Source organism: Pengzhenrongella sicca, assembly GCF_017569225.1.
GTDB classification, from domain to species: domain Bacteria; phylum Actinomycetota; class Actinomycetes; order Actinomycetales; family Cellulomonadaceae; genus Pengzhenrongella; species Pengzhenrongella sicca.
The window spans coordinates 2,247,020-2,266,116 of the sequence record NZ_CP071868.1; the positions used below are offsets into that span (position 1 = coordinate 2,247,020).

The 19,097-nt window shown below is 73.4% G+C and carries 18 protein-coding genes; 16 read left to right on the forward strand and 2 right to left on the reverse strand.

The features are described 5' to 3' along the window. Positions 1-20: 20 nt before the first annotated feature. From J4E96_RS10235 to J4E96_RS10260, 6 genes are all read left to right on the forward strand, one after another. Positions 21-377, forward strand: a complete 357-nt coding sequence (locus J4E96_RS10235; RefSeq protein ID WP_227422011.1) for a VOC family protein — start codon at positions 21-23, stop codon at positions 375-377. Between the two features lie 147 nt (positions 378-524). Next, the gene (locus J4E96_RS10240) at positions 525-1,277 is read left to right on the forward strand and encodes a GAF and ANTAR domain-containing protein (RefSeq protein ID WP_227422012.1); all 753 of its coding nucleotides are present in this window, start codon (positions 525-527) and stop codon (positions 1,275-1,277) included. A gap of 127 nt (positions 1,278-1,404) precedes the next feature. Then, entirely contained in the window at positions 1,405-2,424 is a 1,020-nt protein-coding gene (locus J4E96_RS10245) for a GGDEF domain-containing protein (RefSeq protein WP_227422013.1), read from the forward strand. Between the two features lie 21 nt (positions 2,425-2,445). After that, a complete protein-coding gene (locus J4E96_RS10250; protein ID WP_406619716.1) occupies positions 2,446-3,066 on the forward strand; it encodes a shikimate kinase in 621 nt (206 codons plus the stop codon). Continuing rightward, positions 3,063-4,214, forward strand: a complete 1,152-nt coding sequence (gene aroB, locus J4E96_RS10255) for a 3-dehydroquinate synthase (protein WP_227422014.1) — start codon at positions 3,063-3,065, stop codon at positions 4,212-4,214. Before J4E96_RS10250 ends, aroB begins: the two co-directional genes overlap by 4 nt. Before the next feature lie 134 nt (positions 4,215-4,348). Further along, the gene (locus J4E96_RS10260; RefSeq protein ID WP_227422015.1) at positions 4,349-4,795 is read left to right on the forward strand and encodes a type II 3-dehydroquinate dehydratase; all 447 of its coding nucleotides are present in this window, start codon (positions 4,349-4,351) and stop codon (positions 4,793-4,795) included. A gap of 81 nt (positions 4,796-4,876) precedes the next feature. Here J4E96_RS10260 and J4E96_RS10265 read toward each other — a convergent pair whose 3' ends face one another. Continuing rightward, positions 4,877-5,860, reverse strand: a complete 984-nt coding sequence (locus tag J4E96_RS10265) for a DUF559 domain-containing protein (RefSeq protein WP_227422016.1) — start codon at positions 5,858-5,860, stop codon at positions 4,877-4,879. Positions 5,861-6,110: 250 nt separating this feature from the next. On the opposite strand from J4E96_RS10265, the gene J4E96_RS10270 reads away from it, so the two are divergent. The 4 genes from J4E96_RS10270 to nusB all read left to right on the forward strand — a co-directional run bounded on the left by J4E96_RS10270 (position 6,111) and on the right by nusB (position 8,344). Then, positions 6,111-6,806: a hypothetical protein gene (locus J4E96_RS10270; RefSeq protein WP_227422017.1), complete on the forward strand. Its 696-nt coding sequence runs from the start codon at positions 6,111-6,113 to the stop codon at positions 6,804-6,806. Then, positions 6,803-7,270 carry a hypothetical protein gene (locus J4E96_RS10275; protein ID WP_227422018.1) on the forward strand — a complete coding sequence of 156 codons (468 nt, stop codon included), beginning with the start codon at positions 6,803-6,805 and terminating at the stop codon, positions 7,268-7,270. The genes J4E96_RS10270 and J4E96_RS10275 overlap by 4 nt, the downstream gene beginning before the upstream one ends. Positions 7,271-7,361: 91 nt before the next feature. Then, positions 7,362-7,925: an elongation factor P gene (gene efp, locus J4E96_RS10280; protein ID WP_227422019.1), complete on the forward strand. Its 564-nt coding sequence runs from the start codon at positions 7,362-7,364 to the stop codon at positions 7,923-7,925. 2 nt (positions 7,926-7,927) lie between these two features. Further along, positions 7,928-8,344, forward strand: coding sequence for a transcription antitermination factor NusB (gene nusB / locus J4E96_RS10285; protein ID WP_227422020.1), 417 nt, complete (start codon positions 7,928-7,930; stop codon positions 8,342-8,344). Between the two features lie 27 nt (positions 8,345-8,371). Here the strand turns inward: nusB and J4E96_RS10290 are convergent, their stop codons facing one another. Continuing rightward, a complete protein-coding gene (locus tag J4E96_RS10290; protein ID WP_227422021.1) occupies positions 8,372-10,615 on the reverse strand; it encodes a putative bifunctional diguanylate cyclase/phosphodiesterase in 2,244 nt (747 codons plus the stop codon). Between the two features lie 250 nt (positions 10,616-10,865). Between J4E96_RS10290 and pyrR the strand changes: the two genes are divergently transcribed. From pyrR to carB, 6 genes are read left to right on the forward strand one after another with little or no spacing between them, the layout of a single operon-like run. After that, a complete protein-coding gene (gene pyrR, locus J4E96_RS10295; RefSeq protein ID WP_227422022.1) occupies positions 10,866-11,453 on the forward strand; it encodes a bifunctional pyr operon transcriptional regulator/uracil phosphoribosyltransferase PyrR in 588 nt (195 codons plus the stop codon). Continuing rightward, complete coding sequence (locus J4E96_RS10300; protein WP_227422023.1) at positions 11,450-12,493, forward strand: aspartate carbamoyltransferase catalytic subunit; 1,044 nt, start codon at positions 11,450-11,452, stop codon at positions 12,491-12,493. Before pyrR ends, J4E96_RS10300 begins: the two co-directional genes overlap by 4 nt. Next, positions 12,490-13,881, forward strand: coding sequence for a dihydroorotase (locus J4E96_RS10305; RefSeq protein WP_227422024.1), 1,392 nt, complete (start codon positions 12,490-12,492; stop codon positions 13,879-13,881). The genes J4E96_RS10300 and J4E96_RS10305 overlap by 4 nt, the downstream gene beginning before the upstream one ends. After that, positions 13,881-14,471 carry a PH-like domain-containing protein gene (locus tag J4E96_RS10310; RefSeq protein ID WP_227422025.1) on the forward strand — a complete coding sequence of 197 codons (591 nt, stop codon included), beginning with the start codon at positions 13,881-13,883 and terminating at the stop codon, positions 14,469-14,471. The genes J4E96_RS10305 and J4E96_RS10310 overlap by 1 nt, the downstream gene beginning before the upstream one ends. Continuing rightward, entirely contained in the window at positions 14,468-15,676 is a 1,209-nt protein-coding gene (gene carA / locus J4E96_RS10315; protein WP_227422026.1) for a glutamine-hydrolyzing carbamoyl-phosphate synthase small subunit, read from the forward strand. The genes J4E96_RS10310 and carA overlap by 4 nt, the downstream gene beginning before the upstream one ends. Next, positions 15,676-19,077: a carbamoyl-phosphate synthase large subunit gene (gene carB, locus J4E96_RS10320; RefSeq protein WP_227422027.1), complete on the forward strand. Its 3,402-nt coding sequence runs from the start codon at positions 15,676-15,678 to the stop codon at positions 19,075-19,077. The genes carA and carB overlap by 1 nt, the downstream gene beginning before the upstream one ends. Positions 19,078-19,097: the final 20 nt, after the last annotated feature.

A 19,097-nucleotide genomic window follows, 5' to 3' on the forward strand; every position in this document is an offset into this window, starting at 1 on the left:
GGGCTGAGTAGGCTCGGCGCATGAGCCTTGAGTGGGAGCAGGTCATCGTCGACGCAGCGCGCCCGGCCGAGCTGGGGCGGTGGTGGGCGCGGGCCCTGGGGTGGGTCGTCGTGGACGAGGCCGAGGACGAGTTCGAGATCCGGCCCGAGGCCGACCGGACGCCGGGGCTCCTGTTCGTGGCCGTGCCCGAGCCGAAGGTGATCAAGAACCGCCTGCACCTGGACCTGCGGCCCCAGGACCAGTCGGCCGAGGTCGCCCGCCTGGTCGCGCTCGGGGCCTGCCCCGCCGACATCGGGCAGGGCGAGCAGACGTGGGTGGTGCTCGCCGATCCCGAGGGCAACGAGTTCTGCGTGCTCTCGGCCCGCGCGGGCGGCTGACCGCACGTCACCCGGACGCGGTCTTGCCGCGAGCCGGGTGCGGTGGAAGTGTCGATCGCAGGGGGTGCTGGGCGGGCGCGGGCGTCGGTGCCGCGCGGCTCCCGGCACAGGGTGCCTGGCGTTGGGATGCACGGGACGAGGCCAGTGATGGCACCATCAGGACCGAGCGGGTCGGCCGCCTGGACGAGCGGCCACCTTGCGGGCGAGTTGCGGGACCTGCTCCTGGCGACCGAGTCCGTCGAAGCGTTCCTGCAGCAGCTTGTGGGCATCGCGGTCGAGGCGATCGGCGAGGACGTCTCCGCCGGCATCACGGTCGCGCGCAGCGGCCACCCGGCGACGGTCGCGAGCAGCGACGCCGACGCCGCGCAGTTCGACGAGGTGCAGTACGGGCCTGACCAGGGCCCGTGCCTGACCGCGATGCGCGCCAACAAGGTCGTCCTGATCCAGGACATGGCCTCGGACGAGCGGTTCAGCAAGTACCGCATGCGCGCGCTCAGCCTCGGGGCGCGCTCGTCGATGTCGCTCCCGCTCGCCGGCGGGAACGAGGCGGTCGGGGCGCTGAATCTGTACTCGCGGGCCCCGCACACGTTCGGGCCCCGCGCGCAGGCGCAGGCCCAGCGGTTCGCCGACGAGGCGTCGCGCGCGCTGAGCCTCGCGGTCCATCTGGTGCGCGGCGTCGAGGTCACCGACCAGCTCCGCGCGGCACTGACCTCTCGGACGATCATCGACCAGGCGATCGGGATCATCATGGGCCAGAACCGCTGCTCGGCGGACGTCGCGTTCGGCGTGCTGCGGAACGCGTCGCAGAATCGCAACGTCAAGCTCCGCACGGTGGCGACCGAGATCGTCACCGCGGTCGGCAAGGCCGAGGCGTCCACCGGGCACCAGTTCGTCGACTGAGCAGCGGGATGGTCCCCTTCGAGCCGAAAACGTCGCAAGCGCTCAGGACTTCTCGCCGCCGGCCGATAGTTCGACTGTGAGGATCGAACCGAGAGCCCGTCCACAGGAAGCGCCGAGGACCGTTCGGGTGACCCCGGTCACCCCAGTGGTCGGATGGGTCACGCAGCACATTCCCGCGCAGCTGGGGCAGGTCGGCCCCGCCGCGGGCGCGGGGATCGCGCTGCTCGCGGTGTCGAAGGTGATCGTCCTGGCCAGCGCGCCGTTCCTCGGCTTGAACGGATCCGCGTGGCGGACTCTCGCCGCGATCACGGTCGTCATGGTCCTCGCCATCCTCGCGGCCACCCGCGCGCCGTGGAGCTCTTGGTCGCCCGAGGCGACCCTCGCGTTTCCGTTCGTGGGCCTGCTCGGCTTCACGGTGCTCGGACTTCGTACCGACTCGGTCGCGTCGGCGTACCTCGGAGTGATCCCGCTGTGGTTCTTGTACGTCGGCTTGTTCCACCGCCTCCGTTCGGGCGTGCTGCTGGTCCCGGTGGCGGCGGCCACCTATGTCGCGATGGTCGACATACTCCTTCCGTCGACGTTCGTCCGCCTCGTCATCTACGGTGCCGTGTGGTTCGCGATCAGCGGCATCCTCGCGGTCACGTCGAGCCAGCAGCGCCTGGTCACGCGGTACCTCGAGGAGGCGAACCACACCGACCCGCTCACGGGGCTCGGCAACCGGCGCGGGCTCGACCCGCGCCTGGCCGCCGTCGTCGAGGGCGACTGCGTCGTGCTGTGCGACCTCGACCTGTTCAAGTCGATCAACGACGCGTTCGGGCATGCCGCGGGCGACGAGGTCCTCGCCCAGTTCGGCAGGACGATCGACCAGCTGCTGCGGCGGCGCGACTACGCGGCCCGGTACGGCGGGGAGGAGTTCGTGCTCATCCTCGTGCGCACCACCCCGAACCAGGCGATCGCGGCGCTGACCGCCCTGCGCGCGGAGTGGCTGGACGTCGGGGCCGGGGTGACCTTCTCTGCGGGGATCGCCGAGGTGCCCGCAAGGCCGCTGCCGGGGGCAGTGCTCGCCGCGGCGGACGCGGCGCTGTACGAGGCGAAGGCCGCGGGGCGCGACCGCTTCCACGTCGCGGCGGCCAGCCCGATCGTCTGATCGGACGGGTAGTCTCCGGGCGTGCCACCGCTGACCCCCACGCCCACCCCGCCCGCCGCCCCGCGCGCGCCGCGGGCTCCGCGCGCCGTGCTGGTCGGCCCCCCCGGCTCGGGCAAGTCGACCGTCGCCCGGCTGCTCGCGCGCGAGCTCGGCGTCGCGCCACGGGACACCGATGTCGACATTGAGCGTTCCGCCGGCAAGCCGATCAGCGAGATCTTCGTCGACGACGGCGAGCCCCACTTCCGTGACCTCGAGCGCGACGCCGTCACGTCCGCCCTCGCGAGCCACGCCGGCGTCCTGGCGCTCGGCGGCGGCGCGGTGCTCGACCCGCACACCGAGGCGGCGCTCGCCGCGTACGCGGCCGCGGGCGGCGCCGTCGTGTTCCTGGACGTCTCGCTCGCGCACGCGGCCCCGCGCGTCGGGTTCAACCAGGCGCGACCGCTGCTGCTCGGCAACCCGCGCTCGCAGTGGCAGGCGCTGATGGAGCGCCGACGCCCGGTCTACCGCCGCGTCGCGACCCTCGTGGTCTCGACCGACGCCCGCAGCCCGGCGCAGGTCGCGCACGAGATCGCCGCCGCGCTGCGAGCCACCCCGCCCCGCGACGCTGGCGCCGTCCACCACGAGTCCGGAGCACCGCAATGAACGACCTCAACCGAACGACCACGCGGGTCGTGCGCGTCGGCGGCGACCAGCCCTACGACGTCGTGCTCGGGCGCCGCCTCCTCGGCGAGCTGCCGGCGTTGCTCGGCGACGGCGTCCGGCGCGTGCTCGTCATCGCGACGCAGGCGATGGCCGCGTCGGCCGAGGCGGTACGGGCGGACCTCGCCGAGTCCGGGTACGAGGCGCTGCTCGCGGAGGTGCCCGACGCCGAGGGCGCAAAGACCGCCGAGGTCGCCGGGTTCTGCTGGCAGGTGCTCGGCCAGGCCAACTTCACGCGGTCCGACGCGATCGTCTCGCTCGGCGGCGGCGCGACGACCGACCTCGCGGGATTCGTCGCGTCCACCTGGCTGCGCGGCATCACGGTCGTGCACATCCCGACGACACTGCTCGGGATGGTCGACGCGGCGGTGGGCGGCAAGACCGCGATCAACACCGCCGAGGGCAAGAACCTCGTCGGCACGTTCTACCCGCCGGCCGGCGTGCTGTGCGACCTCGCGGCGCTCGAGTCCCTGCCGACGTTCGACTTCGTGGCCGGCCTCGGCGAGGTCATCAAGTGCGGGTTCATCGCCGACCCGCGCATCCTCGAGCTCATCGAGGCGGACCCCGCGGGGATCGTCGCGCGCGGCGGGAAGCTTGCCGAGGGCGGCACGAGCGAGGACGTCCTGCTCGAGCTGATCGAGCGGTCGGTCCGGGTCAAGGCCGCGGTGGTGGGGGAGGACCTCACCGACCACGGCGCGCGGGAGATCCTCAACTACGGGCACACGTTCGCGCACGCGATCGAACAGGTCGAGCGGTACTCGTGGCGGCACGGCGCGGCCGTGTCGGTGGGCATGGTGTTCGCGGCCGAGCTCGCGCGGCTCGCGGGCCGGCTCGCCGACGACGTCGTCGATCGCCACCGCGCGATCCTCACGTCCGTGGGGCTGCCGGTGAGCTACCGCGGCGACCGCTGGGACAAGCTGCTCGGCGTGATGCGCCGCGACAAGAAGACCCGCGGCGACTTGCTCCGGTTCGTGGTGCTCGAGGCGGTCGCCAAGCCGGCCCGCCTCGAGGGCCCAGACCCGGTCCTGCTGGCAGCCGCCTACGCCGAGATCAGCGAGGGCGCCCCCACCCCCCGCACGATCCCCCTCTAGCCCCCGCCCGCCCGCCCGCCCCCGCCCGCCCCCGCCCGCCCCCGCCCGTCCCGGTTTTCAGAGGTTTCGGTGCGGGTGGCGCACCGAAACCTCGGAAAACCGCGTCCTGAGAGGGTGGCGGCTAGGGTTCGCGCATGACTGGTGTGCTGGTGCTGAACGGACCGAACCTCGGCCGGCTCGGGGTGCGTGAGCCCGAGGTGTACGGCGCGGCGTCGCACGCCGACCTCGTCGCCGCCGCGACGAGCTGGGGTACCGGTCTCGGGCTCACGGTCGAGGTGCGGCAGAGCGACGACGAGTCCGAGCTGGTCGGCTGGTTGCACGGGGCCGTCGACGCCGGCACGCACGTCGTGCTCAACCCCGCGGCCTTCACGCACTACTCCTACGCGCTGCGCGACGCCGCGGCCCAGGTGACCAGCGCCGGCCTCCTGCTCGTCGAGGTGCACCTGTCCAACCCGGCCGCACGCGAGAACTTCCGCCGCCTGTCGGTGATCGGCGAGGTCGCCACGGGGACGATCGCCGGCTTCGGCTTCGACAGCTACCGCCTAGCCCTCACAGCACTAGCAACCCGCCTAGCGACCTAACCCGCTCACCCGCCTCGCCCCGCCCCGCCCCGCCCCCCGCCCGGTTTTCAGCGAATAGTGTGCGTCTCGCGCACCGATTCCTCAGGAAAGCGTGTCCGCTAGGCGGTGGAGCGCCGTCGTGATCTGGCGCACGACCTCCGTCGGCCCCTCCGTCAGGTCCTGCCAGGTGAACCGGAGCACCGTCAGGCCGGCGTTGACCAGCCGGTTCTGGCGGGTCCGGTCACCCTGGAACTGGTCGGCGCCGTGGTAGGCCACGCCGTCGACCTCGATGACCAGCCCGACCGCGGGGAACAGCACGTCCGCGCGGCCGATGGTGCCGTCTGCGTCGACGACCGGCACGTCGGCCAGCCACCCGGTGATGCCGGCGTTCGTGAGGATCGCGTGCAGGCGGCGCTCCGCCGGTCCCATCGCGCCCGTCCGGGTGTCGGCGAGCGCGCGGCGTCGGCGGGTGTTGCCCCACCGGCGAGGACGTTGCGCGAGCGCCAGCTCGAGCTCCTCCCGGCTGTAGAGCTCACGCGTCAGCGCCCAGATCACCAGGTGCTCGGACGTGCGGTCGTCCAGCCGGCCGATGCAGTCGAACAGCGTGCGCGCGAAGGTCGTGATCGGGGCGCGGCCGGCGCGCGAGACGTCCGCGGGCCGAACCGCGAACTGGTGGGGGCTGAGCGCGCCCCGGGCGGCCCGCGGGGACGGGACGAGGACGTGCACGCGGCCGTCGTCCGGGACCGGAAGGCGGTGCACCCGCGCCGCGGTCCCGAGGCAGACGACGGCGTCCGGCCAGCTGAGCCACGCGCCGTGCGCGAGGTGCCAGGGCGTGAGCTCGAGCCCGGCGGGCGCGAGCGCGGCCCCGACGACCGTCACCCAGCGGCCCGTCTGGCGTCGCCGCCGAACCTGCGCAACCGTCATCCCGGCCGCCACCGCCTGCGCGCCGGTGAACAGCCCCGCCTGGCGCACCGCGACCGCGGGCGCCCACCCGGCCGGATACCGGGCGGCCGGAAGCCGAGCCGCCGGACGAAGCCCTGCCGGATCTCGGTCTGCCGGATGGTGCGCTGGAGCTCGATCGGTCATGCCGCACGCTCCCTCGCGGGCGAACCCAGGTCGAGAGTCCCGCGCACGCCCTGTGCACACCGCTGCGCCGACCCCGCCTGTGGTCGCCCACATCCCCACTAGGCCGGAAATCAGCGGAATCCGCTCGTCTCGCGCACCGAATCCTCTGAAAACCGGGTGGGGGAGGGGCGGGGGGGAGGGGCGGGGCGGGGTGGGGGGGAGACAAGGGGGTGGGGTTGTTGGGGTGGGTACCAGGGGGTAGGGTTGTGGGATGTTCGTGTTGACGATCGATCAGGTGGGGAGCCGGCGGGTCGGGGACCGCGTCGACGAGCTGCTGAGCGCGTTTAGGACGCTACCGGCCGCGGCCATCGGCGCCCGGGGAGTCGTGCGGCCGTTCGAGCGGACGGTCGGCGACGAAGTCCAGGCCGTCGTGTCCGAGGCGACCGTCGCCGTCGACCTCGCGCTGACCATCCTGCGCCGCGGGGGCTGGAGCGTCGGGATCGGCTCGGGTCCCGTCGAGCTCCCGCTGCCGCCGACGGCGCGGGCCGGCACCGGCGAGGCGTTCTACCTTGCGCGGGGCGCGGTCGAGCGCGCGAAGAGCCGCGTCCGCGCCGTGCCGCTGTCGGTCGGGGGAGCGGATGCGGCGGCGGCAGCCGACGCCGAGGCCGTCCTGGTCCTCGTGGCCGCCGTGGCCGGGCGCCGCACCGCGGCTGGCTGGGAGGTCATCGACACGCTCGGGGCGGCCGGTGTGGGTGCCCGCCAGGAGGATGTCGCCATGCGCCTGGGAATCACGCAGCAAGCGGTCAGTCAGCGGCTCCGCACCGCGCTCTGGGCCGAGGAGCTCGCCGCGCGGCCGCTCGCCGCGCGCCTGCTCGACGCCGCGGGCGTCGATCATCGCCACGACACCGCGGGCGTCGACGGCGTGGGCGTCGGCAGCTCGGGCATCGGCAGCTCGGTGACCCGATGAACGGCTGGCTCGTCGCGCTCGTGGCCGTGGGCGCGCTGACCCTGTCCGTCGCCGGGGGTTGGGCCGCGACGGTCGTCGTCCTGCGGCTCGCCTCGCGGTCCGGCGACGCCGGCCCCCCGCCCGGCCCGACGCCCCCGGCTTCCGGCGCCAGCACGACCCCCGCCGGCGGTACCGCCCCGACCCTGGCCGCAACCGGCCCGGCCGGCGCCGAGTCCGTCCTGCGGGGCGGTACCTGGATCGGGCTGCTCGAGCGACTCGCGATCACCGGCGCCCTGCTCGCGGGCTACCCGGCCGCCATCGCGTTCGTCATCGCGATCAAGGGTTTGGGCCGGTACCCCGAGCTGCGCGAGAACCCTGCGGCGTCCGAGCGGTTCGTCATCGGCACCCTCACCTCGATGGTGTGGGCGGCCCTGGCGGGGGTTGGCGGTCTCGCGCTGCTCGGCGGCGCGATCATCCCCGGCTGAATGCCGCGATAGAATCACGGTCGGTCTGGCGCCGGGCTGCTCGCGGCACTGGCGCCCCGCACCTTCTCAACTCGACAGGAAGCAGCCACCCGTGGCCACGACGAATGACCTGAAGAACGGCACCGTGCTCAAGATCGACGGCCAGCTCTGGACCGTCATCGACTTCCAGCACGTCAAGCCGGGCAAGGGCGGCGCGTTCGTCCGCACCAAGCTCAAGAGCGTGCTGTCGGGCAAGGTCGTGGACAAGACGTTCAACGCCGGCCTGAAGATCGAGACGGCCAACGTCGACAAGCGCGACATGCAGTACCTGTACAAGGACGGCACCGACTTCGTCTTCATGGACACCTCGACGTTCGACCAGATCATGGTCTCCGAGGCAACCGTCGGGGACGCCACCCGCTTCCTGCTCGAGAACCAGAACGCCCTCGTCGCGACCCACGACGGCGCACCGCTGTACGTCGAGCTGCCGCCGTCCGTCGTGCTCGAGGTCAGCTACACCGAGCCCGGCCTGCAGGGCGACCGCTCCACGGGCGGGACCAAGCCGGCCACGCTCGAGACGGGCCACGAGATCCAGGTCCCGCTCTTCATCGAGACCGGCACCAAGGTCAAGGTGGACACGCGCGACAGCGGCTACCTCGGCCGAGTGAACGACTGACGATGGGTGCTCGTACCAAGGCCCGCAAGCGCGCTCTCGACGTGCTGTTCGAGGCGGAGCAGCGGCAGGTCGATCCCGTGACCCTGCTCGCGCAGCGCATCACGCAGCCGGGCACCGAGGCGGCGCTGCCGCAGTACTCGATCGAGATCGTCGAGGGCGTCGTCGCCGAGCAGGACCGCATCGACGAGCTGCTCACCACGCACTCGCACGGGTGGACCCTCGAGCGGATGCCGGCGGTCGACCGCGGCCTGCTGCGCATCGGCACGTGGGAGATCCTCTACAACGCGGGCGTGCCGGACGCCGTCGCGGTGAACGAGGCCGTCGAGCTCGCGCGCACGCTGTCGACCGACGACTCCCCGACGTTCGTCAACGGGCTGCTCGGCCGCATCCTCGACCTCAAGCCGACGATTCTCGCGTAACCGGATCTGCAGCCTGAGTCACCCGGCTCAGACCGAGTCCGCTCTCCTGATCGGCCCGGTCACGACGTCGCCGGCCAGGTCGACGCGGCGGGGCGCCTGCGCGGACGGGCGGCCGAGCAGGTAGCCCTGCAGCTTCGGGACGCCGAGCGCGGCCAGCGTGTCGAGCTGGTCGCTTCGTTCGACGCCCTCGGCGATGACGTCGAGGCCGTAGGCCTGCGCGAGCGTCACGATCGCACGGACGACGGCGACGCCGCCCGGCAGATCGAGGTCGTGCACGAACGCCTGGTCGATCTTGAGGACGTCCACGGGCAGCGTCGCGAGCCGGGCGAACGAGCTGTAGCCCGTGCCGAAGTCGTCGATCGAGACGCGGGCGCCGAGCGCGCGGACGGACGTCAGGGCTGCGATGACGTGGGTGAGGTCCTCGAGCAGCGCGCTCTCGGTGATCTCGAGCGTGAGCAGGTGCCAGTTGTCGTCGCCCCAATCGAGCCGCAGGTGCTCGAGGAACAGCGGCTCGGCGAGCTGGCGGGCCGCGACGTTCACCGCGACGGGCAGGCCGAGTCGTTCGGCGCCAGCGCGCGCCAGCGTCACCAGCCGGCGCCCGATCGGCACGATCAGCCCGGTCTCCTCGGCGAAGGCTATCCACTGCGCCGGCATCCGCACCCCGTCGGGGTGCTGCCAGCGCACGAGCGCCTCGACGCTGACGACCTCGAGGGTCGCCGCGTCGACGATCGGCTGGAAGTGCAGCACCAGCTCGTCGCGCTCGAGGGCGAGGTCGAGGTCGCGGCGCAGGCTCTGCTCCGTCAGCATGCGGGTGCGCAGCGCGTCGTCGAACACGACGACGCCGCCCGGTCGCCGTTTGGCCTCGAACATCGCGGTGTCCGCCTCGCGGAGCAGCTGCTCGGGGTCGGTGGTGCCCCCGGGCGCCCACAGCGCGATGCCGACCGACAACGACAGCGCGACCTCGTCCGGCGCGTCGAGATCGCCGCCGGTGTGGATGCGCTTCGCAAGCTCGACGAGGTCTCCACCGGAGATCTCGCCCTCGATCACGACGACGAACTCGTCGCCCCCGAACCGCGCCACGACGTCCGTCGAGGCCACATTCGCCTGCAGGTGGCGCGCGGTGCGGCGCAACAGGTAGTCGCCCCAGGCGTGCCCGTGCTGGTCGTTGCCGACCTTGAAGCCGTCGATGTCGCAGTACAGGACGCCGAGCCGGGTGCCGTTCTGGCCCGCGCGCGCGACCGCCTGCGCGAGGTGGCGCTCGAGCGCGCGGCGGTTCGGCACGAGCGTGAGCGAGTCGGTGAAGGCCGCCTCGCGCAGCTCGTCCGCGAGCTGGACCCGCTCGGCCGTGACCGAGACGAGCCGGCGCAGGTCGTCGAGGAAGCCGCGGGCCAACGGGTCCGGCTCGAGCCCGGCCACGGAGTGGAAGTCCGTCGAGAACCGACCGCGCGACAACGCGCGCATGGTGCCCACGATCGACGGGTCGTCGAGCTGCTCGCGGGCCGCGGTCTGCGCGAGCGCGAGCAGCGAGCGGGGCTCCCTGGCGAACCACGAGTCGTTCCCGATCGAGGCGAGCGCGTCGCGCATGCCGTGCTGGCGTCGCGCCTGCTTCTCGGCGACGCGCCCGCGGATGACCCGCATGGCCTGCAGCAGGACGACGAGGGGGATGGCCCAGACGCTGGCCAGCAGCTCGACGGCGGGCCCGGGCGGCAGGAGGAGGGCACCGAGCAGGGCCCCGACGCTCGCGACACCGGCGGCCTGGGCGGCCAGGCGGACCCGGCTCGCGGGCATCCGCATGATCGAGGTGACGGCGTACCAGATCACGACGGCGAGGGGGGCGACGATCGACAGCACCACGAGCACGCCGTACGACGACAGGCCGCCGGCGACCTCGCGGGCGTAGGCGAGGTCGGTCGCGAGCCACAGCGCGATGCGCGCGGCGACCAGGACGCTCGTGAGCACCACGTACCACCGGATCGGCCGGCCGCCCGCGAAGACCTTGATCGCGGGAAGCGCCAGGAGCAGCGTCGCGGTGAGCGCGGCGGACCTCCCGAACTGAGCGATCTCGAGACCGCGGCCGGCGGGCATCGCTGCCACGGCGCCGTTGAGCAGGAAGAGCACCGCGAGGGCGGCGGTCCACGCCATCAACCACGCGGCGGACACGGTGCGACGGTCGGTCCGCCAGTCCGCCCAGTGCTGGTAGCAGAGCGCGCTGATGTAGCCGGCAGTCACGCACTGCGCGACGGCCGCCCACCCGGCGACGGAGTTCTCCACCTCGGTACTATCGGTCGCCGGGCCGGGCATCTGAACCCTGACGCGCGAGCAACCTCAGGTTTGCCCGAGTTGGCAGGATCTGACCCCCAAGGCCAGTTCCGGTCATCACCGAGCGTTCGCACGCAAAATCGAGCACCTTCGAGCACCTGGTGTGGACGCCGGGGCGACCGCCCCGGCACGGCGGTAAGATCCTGCCCTGGCAGACATTCCTTTAAGGCCCGTCCTGTGAGGCGGGGAAGGAGCACGTCAGATGACAGCTGGACCCGTTGTGCCCCGTGCGAGCGGACCGACCCTCGTGCTCGGCGCCCCCGAGATCGTGCGGGCGCTGACCCGCATCGCCCACGAGATCCTCGAGCGCAACAAGGGCGGCTCCGACCTCGTGCTGCTCGGCATCCCGACCCGCGGCCTCCCGCTCGCGGTCCGGCTCGCGGCCCGCCTCGCGGCCGTCGAGCCCGGTCTCGACGCCGCCGCGCTCGTCGGCAGCCTCGACGTGACGATGTACCGCGACGACCTGCGCCACCACCCGACCCGCGCGATCGGCGCGACCCAGCTGCCGGCGTCGGGCATCGACGGCAAGATCGTCGTCCTGGTCGACGACGTCCTGTACTCGGGCCGCACGATCCGGGCGGCGCTCGACGCGATCAGCGACCTCGGCCGGCCCCGGGCGGTCCAGCTCGCCGCGCTCGTGGACCGCGGCCACCGCGAGCTGCCGATCCGCCCCGACTACGTCGGCAAGAACCTGCCGACGTCGCACCACGAGCGCGTACGCGTGCTGCTCACCGAGACGGACGGCGAGGACGCCGTACTCATTGAGGACCCGGACGGGGGCGCACGATGAGGCACCTGCTGTCCACCGCGGACCTCGACCGCGCCGCGGCCATCGGCATCCTCGACACCGCCGCCCAGATGGCCGCGACCCAGTCGCGCGAGATCAAGAAGCTGCCCACGCTGCGCGGGCGCACGGTCGTCAACCTGTTCTTCGAGGACTCGACCCGGACCCGCATCTCGTTCGAGACCGCCGCCAAGCGGCTCTCGGCCGACGTCATCAACTTCTCGGCCAAGGGGTCGAGCGTGTCCAAGGGCGAGTCGCTCAAGGACACGGCGCTGACCCTGCAGGCGATGGGCGCTGACGCCGTCGTCATCCGGCACCAGGCCTCGGGCGCGCCGCACACCCTGGCGCACTCCGGCTGGGTCGACGGCGCCGTGATCAACGCCGGCGACGGCACCCACCAGCACCCGACGCAGGCGCTCCTGGACGCGTACACGATCCGGCGCCACCTGGTCGGCCTGCGCGGGGGAGCGGACCCCGCCGGGCGCGACCTCGCCGGGCTCAAGGTCGCGATCGTCGGGGACGTGCTGCACTCCCGCGTCGCCCGGTCCAACGTCCTGCTGCTGCGCACCCTCGGCGCGGACGTCACGCTCGTCGCGCCACCCACGCTCGTGCCGGTCGGCGTCGAGACGTGGCCGTGCCGGGTCTCGTACCACCTCGACGAGGTGCTGCGCGAGCAGCAGCCGGACGCGATCATGATGCTGCGGGTCCAGCGCGAGCGGATGACCGCCGGCGGCGCGGGCGGCGCGTTCTTCCCGAACCCGCTCGAGTACACGCGCGGGTACGGGCTCGACGCGCGCCGGCTCCGGCTGCTGCCGGACCACGCGATCGTCATGCACCCCGGCCCGATGAACCGCGGCCTCGAGATCTCCGCCGACGCCGCCGACTCGGCCCGCGCCGTGATCGTCGAGCAGGTGGCCAACGGGGTCGCTGTGCGGATGGCGGTGCTGTACCTGCTGCTCGCGGGCGACCAGCGGCCCGCCGAGGCGGCGCAGTCGGGCGCACGCCCCGACCGAGTACTGACCGACGAGAGGGTGGGGATCGCGTGACCGGCGAGGCGCACGACGGCGAGACCAGGTACGTCCTGCGCGGCGCGGCGCCGCTCGGCGGTGAGCCGACCGACCTGCTGCTCGCGGGCGGCGTGATCGCCGCGATCGGCGCCGACGTCGAGGCGGCGCTGGCCGCCACCGCGGCCGCGCCGGGCGCCGGCGAGCTCGTGGAGCTCGACGCGCGCGGGCTCGTCGCGCTGCCGGGGCTCGTGGACCTGCACACGCACCTGCGCGAGCCCGGCCGCGAGGACGCCGAGACGGTCGAGTCCGGCACCCGCGCCGCCGCGCTCGGCGGGTTCACCTCGGTGCACGCGATGGCCAATACGACGCCGGTCGCGGACACGGCGGGCGTCGTCGAGCAGGTGTGGCGGCTCGGCCGCGACGCCGGCTGGGTCGACGTGCACCCCGTCGGCGCCGTCAGCGTCGGCCTGGGCGGGACGCACCTCGCCGAGCTCGGCGCGATGGCCACGTCGGCCGCGCGGGTGCGCGTGTTCTCCGACGACGGCAAGTGCGTCACGGACCCGGTCCTGATGCGCCGCGCTCTCGAGTACGTCAAGGCCTTCGACGGCGTCATCGCGCAGCACTCGCAGGAGGACCGGCTCACGGCCGGCGCCCAGATGAACGAGGGCGTCGTGTCGGCCGAGCTGGGCCTGGCGGGCTGGCCCGCCGTCGCCGAGGAGGCGATCATCGCGCGCGACGTGCTGCTCGCCGAGCACGTCGGGTCGCGCCTGCACGTGTGCCACCTGTCCACGGCCGGGTCGGTCGACCTGATCCGCTGGGCCAAGGCGCGGGGCATCGCCGTCACGGCCGAGGTCACGCCGCACCACCTGCTGCTCACGGACGACCTGGTGCGCGGGTACTCGCCGATCTTCAAGGTCAACCCGCCGCTGCGCACCGCGGCCGACGTCGAGGCGGTGCGCGCGGGCCTCGCGGACGGCACGATCGACATCGTCGCGACCGACCACGCCCCGCACACCCGCGAGGACAAGGACTGCGAGTGGGCCGCCGCGGCCAACGGGATGACCGGCCTCGAGACGGCGCTCAGCGTCGTCCAGCTCACGATGGTCGACACCGGGCGCCTGACCTGGGCCGACGTCGCGCGCGTGATGTCGAGCGCGCCCGCCGCCATCGGGCGGATCACCGCGGGCGACCGCCCGCAGGGGCGCCCGCTCGCCGTCGGCGAGCCCGCGAACCTCACGCTCGTGGACCCGGCCGCGCGCTGGGTGGTCGATCCCGAGATGCAGGCCACCGCGAGCGCGAACTCCCCGTTCACCGGGCGCGAGCTGCCGGGGCGGGTCGTCGCGACGTTCCTCCGCGGGCGCGCGACCGTGCTCGCCGGGCACGCCGTCGCGCGCACGCCGGCCGCGGCCTATGGGCGCGCGAGCTGATGCCGCCCCTGCTGACCGTCGCGCTCCTCGCACTGGCCTGCGCCGCCGTCTGCGCGGCGATGGTCGCGGGCTGGCGCGGGCGCGCCCGCCGTACGGCCGTCGTCGTGCCCGAGCTGCCCGACTTCCCCGCGGCCGACGACGCCGCGCTCGGCCCCGCGCGCACCGCCCCCATCGAGGGCACCTACGTCTCGAGCACGCTCGCGGGCGACTGGCTCGACCGCGTCGTCGTGCACGACCTCGGCGTCCGGTCCCGCGCCGTGACCACCGTGCACGCCGGCGGGGTGTGCGTGCAGCGCACGGGCGCCCGCGACCTGTTCATCCCCGCGGCCGCGCTGCGCGGCGCCGCGCCGGCGGCCGGCATGGCCGGGAAGTTCGTCGGCCGCGACGGCCTCGTCGTGCTGACCTGGCAGGCCCCCGGGCCCGGCGGGACGGCGCTCGACACCGGCCTGCGACCGCGGCGCGCCGCCGACCGCGCGCTGCTGCTCGAGGCGGTGCGCACGCTCGTCGCCGCGGCCGCCGACCCACCCCCGCACTCACCTGACCGCAGCGGCGCCGACCAGCCCGGCGCGACCACGAAGGAGCACCCGTGAACGAGCCCAGCCCGGCCACCCTCGTCCTGGAGGACGGCCGCACGTTCGCCGGCGCGGCCTACGGCGCGCGCGGACGCACGCGGGGGGAGATCGTCTTCAACACCGGCATGACCGGCTACCAGGAGACGCTCACCGACCCGTCGTACCACCGCCAGATCGTCGTCATGACGGCGCCGCACATCGGCAACACGGGGGTCAACGCCGACGACGCCGAGTCCGCGCGCGTGTGGGTCGCCGGGTTCGTCGTGCGCGATCCGGCGCGCCGCGCGTCCAACTGGCGCGCGACGGGCTCGCTCGACGACGCGCTGGTCGCCGAGTCCGTCGTCGGGATCTCGGGGATCGACACGCGCGCGCTCACGCGGCACCTGCGCGAGCGGGGCGTGATGCGCGCCGGCATCTTCTCGGGCCCGGCGCTCACGGGACCCGACGGGACCCGGCGCACCGACGCCGACCTGGTCGCCGACGTGCGGCAGGCCCCCGCGATGGCGGGCGCCGACCTCGCCGGCGAGGTCTCGACCGACGCGGCCTACGTCGTCGAACCGCTCGGTCCCGACGGCGCGCCGCTCGCCGAGCCCGTCGCGACCGTCGTCGCCGTCGACCTCGGCATCAAGGCGATGACCCCGCAGCGGCTCGCCGAGCGGGGCGTGCGGGTGCACGTGCTCCCGTCGGCCGCGACGATCGCGGACATCGAGGAGATCGGGCCGGACGGGGTGTTCTACTCCAACGGACCCGGCGACCCGGCCGCCGCGACCCACGAGGTCGAACTGCTGCGGTCCGTGCTCGACCGGCGGATCCCGTTCTTCGGCATCTGCTACGGCAACCAGATCCTCGGCCGCGCGCTCGGCTACGGCACCTACAAGCTCGCGTACGGCCACCGCGGCGTGAACCAGCCGGTGCTCGACCGCGCGACCGGCAAGGTCGAGATCACCGCGCACAACCACGGCTTCGCGGTGGACGCGCCGCTCGAGGGCGAGTCGGTCGCGCCGTACGACGGCGGTCGGTACGGCCGCGTCGTCGTGTCCCACATCGGCCTCAACGACCAGGTCGTCGAGGGCCTGAACGCGCTCGACCTGCCCGCCTTCTCGGTGCAGTACCACCCCGAGGCCGCCGCGGGCCCGCACGACGCCGCGTACCTGTTCGACCGCTTCGTCGACCTGATGGCGAGCCCGACCGCCGGCCCAGACACCCCGAAGGAACTCGCCTGATGCCCCGCCGCACCGATATCTCCAGCGTCCTCGTGATCGGCTCCGGGCCGATCGTCATCGGCCAGGCCGCCGAGTTCGACTACTCCGGGACCCAGGCGTGCCGCGTCCTGCGCGAGGAGGGCCTGCGCGTCATCCTGGTCAACTCCAACCCGGCCACGATCATGACCGACCCCGAGTTCGCCGACGCGACCTACATCGAGCCCATCACGCTCGCCGTGCTGACGTCCATCATCGCCAAGGAGCGCCCGGACGCGTTGCTGCCGACCCTCGGCGGGCAGACGGCGCTGAACGCGGCGATCGAGCTCAGCGACGCGGGCGTGCTCGAGGAGTACGGCGTCGAGCTCATCGGCGCGAACATCGAGGCGATCAACCTCGCGGAGGACCGGCTGCTGTTCAAGGGCGTCGTCGAGCGGTGCGGCGCCGAGAGCGCGCGGTCGGTCATCGCGCACACTCTGGACGAGTGCCTCGCGGCGGTCGCCGACCTGGGCTACCCGGTGGTGGTTCGGCCGTCGTTCACGATGGGCGGGCTCGGGTCCGGGATCGCGTACGACGAGGCGGGGCTGCGCCAGATCGCCGGCCAGGGCCTGCACTACTCGCCGACCACCGAGGTGCTGATGGAGGAGTCCATCCTCGGCTGGAAGGAGTACGAGCTCGAGCTGATGCGCGACCGCGCCGACAACGTCGTGGTCGTCTGCTCGATCGAGAACGTCGACCCCGTCGGCGTGCACACCGGCGACTCCGTGACGGTGGCGCCCGCGCTCACCCTCACGGACCGCGAGTTCCAGCGCATGCGGGACATCGGCATCGCGGTCATCCGCGAGGTCGGGGTCGACACCGGCGGCTGCAACATCCAGTACGCGGTGCACCCCGGCACGGGCCGCATCGTCGTCATCGAGATGAACCCACGCGTGTCGCGGTCGTCGGCGCTGGCGTCGAAGGCGACGGGCTTCCCGATCGCGAAGATCGCCGCGCGGCTCGCGGTCGGCTACACGCTCGACGAGATCACCAACGACATCACCGGGTCGACGCCCGCGTCGTTCGAGCCCACGCTCGACTACGTCGTGGTCAAGGTGCCGCGGTTCGCGTTCGAGAAGTTCCCGGCGGCCGACGACACGCTCACCACGACGATGAAGAGCGTCGGCGAGGCTATGGCGCTCGGGCGCAACTTCACCGAGGCGCTCGGCAAGGCCATGCGCTCCCTCGACACGCGCGACTCGGTCTTCCGCTGGGACGGCGCGCCGCTCACCGGCGACGCCCTGGCGGCGCTCGTCGCGACCATCTCGCGGCCCACCGAGCACCGCCTCGTCGACGTCCAGCAGGTCCTGTGGGCCGGCGTCTCGCTCGAGGACGCGCACGCCGCGACCGGGATCGACCCCTGGTTCCTCGACCAGATCCAGCTCGTGAACGAGGTCGCGGCCGCGACGGCGGCGGCGCGGGAGCTCAGCCGGGACGTCCTGGTGCGGGCCAAGCGCAACGGGCTGTCCGACGCGCAGATCGCCCAGCTGCGCGGCGTGAGCGAGGACGCGGTTCGGCTCACGCGCCACGTGCTGCACCTGCGGCCCGTCTACAAGACCGTGGACACGTGCGCCGCCGAGTTCGCCGCCAGCACGCCGTACCACTACTCCTGCTACGACGACGAGACCGAGGTGCGCCCGCGGTCCCGGCCGGCGATCCTCATCCTCGGCTCGGGACCCAACCGGATTGGCCAGGGCATCGAGTTCGACTACTCGTGCGTGCACGCGGCCCTGGCCCTGCGCGGCGAGTTCGAGACCGTGATGGTCAACTGCAACCCCGAGACCGTCTCGACCGACTACGACACCTCCGACCGGCTGTACTTCGAGCCCCTCACGTTCGAGGACGTGCTCGAGGTCTACGAGGCCGAGCTCGCCGCCGGCCCCGTCGCAGGCATCATCGTGCAGCTCGGCGGCCAGACGCCGCTGTCGCTCGCACAGCGCCTGGCCGACGCCGGGCTGCCGATCCTGGGCACGTCGCCCGAGGCGATCGACTCGGCCGAGGACCGCGGCGTGTTCGGCAAGGTGCTCGCCGACGCGGGCCTGCCCGCGCCCGCGTTCGGGATCGCCACGACGCCCCAGCAGGCGCTCGAGGTCGCCACGTCGATCGGCTACCCCGTGCTCGTGCGGCCCTCGTACGTGCTCGGCGGGCGCGGCATGGAGATCGTCTACACCGACGGCCAGCTGGCCCACTACGTCCAGCGCGCGTTCGACGAGGCGCACGGCGCGCCCGCGGGCTCGAACGCGCCCCTGCTGATCGACCGGTTCCTCGACGACGCGATCGAGATCGACGTCGATGCGCTGTTCGACGGCACCGAGATGTTCCTCGGCGGCGTGATGGAGCACATCGAAGAGGCCGGCATCCACTCCGGCGACTCGGCGTGCACGCTGCCGCCGGTCACGCTCTCGCTCACCGAGCTCGAGCGGATCCGCCGCTCGACCGAGGCGATCGGGCGCGGCGTCGGCGTCCGCGGGCTGCTCAACGTGCAGTTCGCCCTGGTCAGCGACGTGCTGTACGTGCTTGAGGCCAACCCGCGCGCGTCGCGCACCGTCCCGTTCGTGTCGAAGGCGACGGGCGTCTCGCTCGCGAAGGCCGCGGCGCTCGTCATGGCCGGGCACACGATCGCGGACCTGCGCGCCAGCGGCATCCTCCCGCTCGTGGACGGGGGAGTGCTCGACCTCGACGCACCGATCGCCGTGAAGGAGGCCGTGCTGCCGTTCAAGCGGTTCCGCACCTCCGACGGCATGGTCGTCGACACGGTCCTCGGCCCGGAGATGAAGTCGACCGGCGAGGTGATGGGCTTCGACGTCGACTTCCCGACGGCGTTCGCGAAGTCCCAGGCCGCGGCGTACGGCGGCCTGCCGACCTCGGGCACCGTGTTCATCTCGGTGGCCGACCGGGACAAGCGCTCGATCGTGTTCCCGATCAAGCGCCTCGTCGAGCTGGGCTTCGAGATCCTGGCGACCGAGGGCACCGCGGGAGTGCTGCGCCGCAGCGGCATCCCCTCGCGCGTCGTGCGCAAGTTCTCCTCCGGCCGCGGCCCCGGCGACGAGCCGACGATCGTCGACCTGATCCGCGCCGGCGAGGTCGACATGGTGGTCAACACCCCCTCGGGCCAGGGCGCCCGCGCCGACGGCTACGAGATCCGCACCGCGACCACGGCGGCTGACAAGGCCATCGTCACGACGGTCCAGCAGCTCGGCGCCGCCGTCCAGGGCATCGAGGCGGCGCTCGCCGGGCCGTTCGCGGTCCGGAGCCTGCAGGAGCACGACGCCGACGCGCTGGCCCGGCGCCAGGGGCTCGCCGCGCGCACCGCGGCGGCCGCCCTCACCGCCGGTGCGGCCGACGGCGCCGACGGCGCCACGCTGGCCGCCGCGGTCGTGGCGTGAGCCCCGGCCGCAGCCGGACG

Coding starts and splice junctions, on each gene's coding strand:
- J4E96_RS10235 (WP_227422011.1), top strand. CDS start 21: ATGAGCCTTGAGTGGGAGCAGGTCATCGTCGACGCAGCGCGCCCGGCC.
- J4E96_RS10240 (WP_227422012.1), top strand. CDS start 525: ATGGCACCATCAGGACCGAGCGGGTCGGCCGCCTGGACGAGCGGCCAC.
- aroB (WP_227422014.1), top strand. CDS start 3,063: ATGAACGACCTCAACCGAACGACCACGCGGGTCGTGCGCGTCGGCGGC.
- J4E96_RS10260 (WP_227422015.1), top strand. CDS start 4,349: ATGACTGGTGTGCTGGTGCTGAACGGACCGAACCTCGGCCGGCTCGGG.
- J4E96_RS10265 (WP_227422016.1), bottom strand. CDS start 5,860: ATGACCGATCGAGCTCCAGCGCACCATCCGGCAGACCGAGATCCGGCA.
- J4E96_RS10270 (WP_227422017.1), top strand. CDS start 6,111: ATGTTCGTGTTGACGATCGATCAGGTGGGGAGCCGGCGGGTCGGGGAC.
- J4E96_RS10275 (WP_227422018.1), top strand. CDS start 6,803: ATGAACGGCTGGCTCGTCGCGCTCGTGGCCGTGGGCGCGCTGACCCTG.
- nusB (WP_227422020.1), top strand. CDS start 7,928: ATGGGTGCTCGTACCAAGGCCCGCAAGCGCGCTCTCGACGTGCTGTTC.
- pyrR (WP_227422022.1), top strand. CDS start 10,866: ATGACAGCTGGACCCGTTGTGCCCCGTGCGAGCGGACCGACCCTCGTG.
- J4E96_RS10300 (WP_227422023.1), top strand. CDS start 11,450: ATGAGGCACCTGCTGTCCACCGCGGACCTCGACCGCGCCGCGGCCATC.
- J4E96_RS10310 (WP_227422025.1), top strand. CDS start 13,881: ATGCCGCCCCTGCTGACCGTCGCGCTCCTCGCACTGGCCTGCGCCGCC.
- carB (WP_227422027.1), top strand. CDS start 15,676: ATGCCCCGCCGCACCGATATCTCCAGCGTCCTCGTGATCGGCTCCGGG.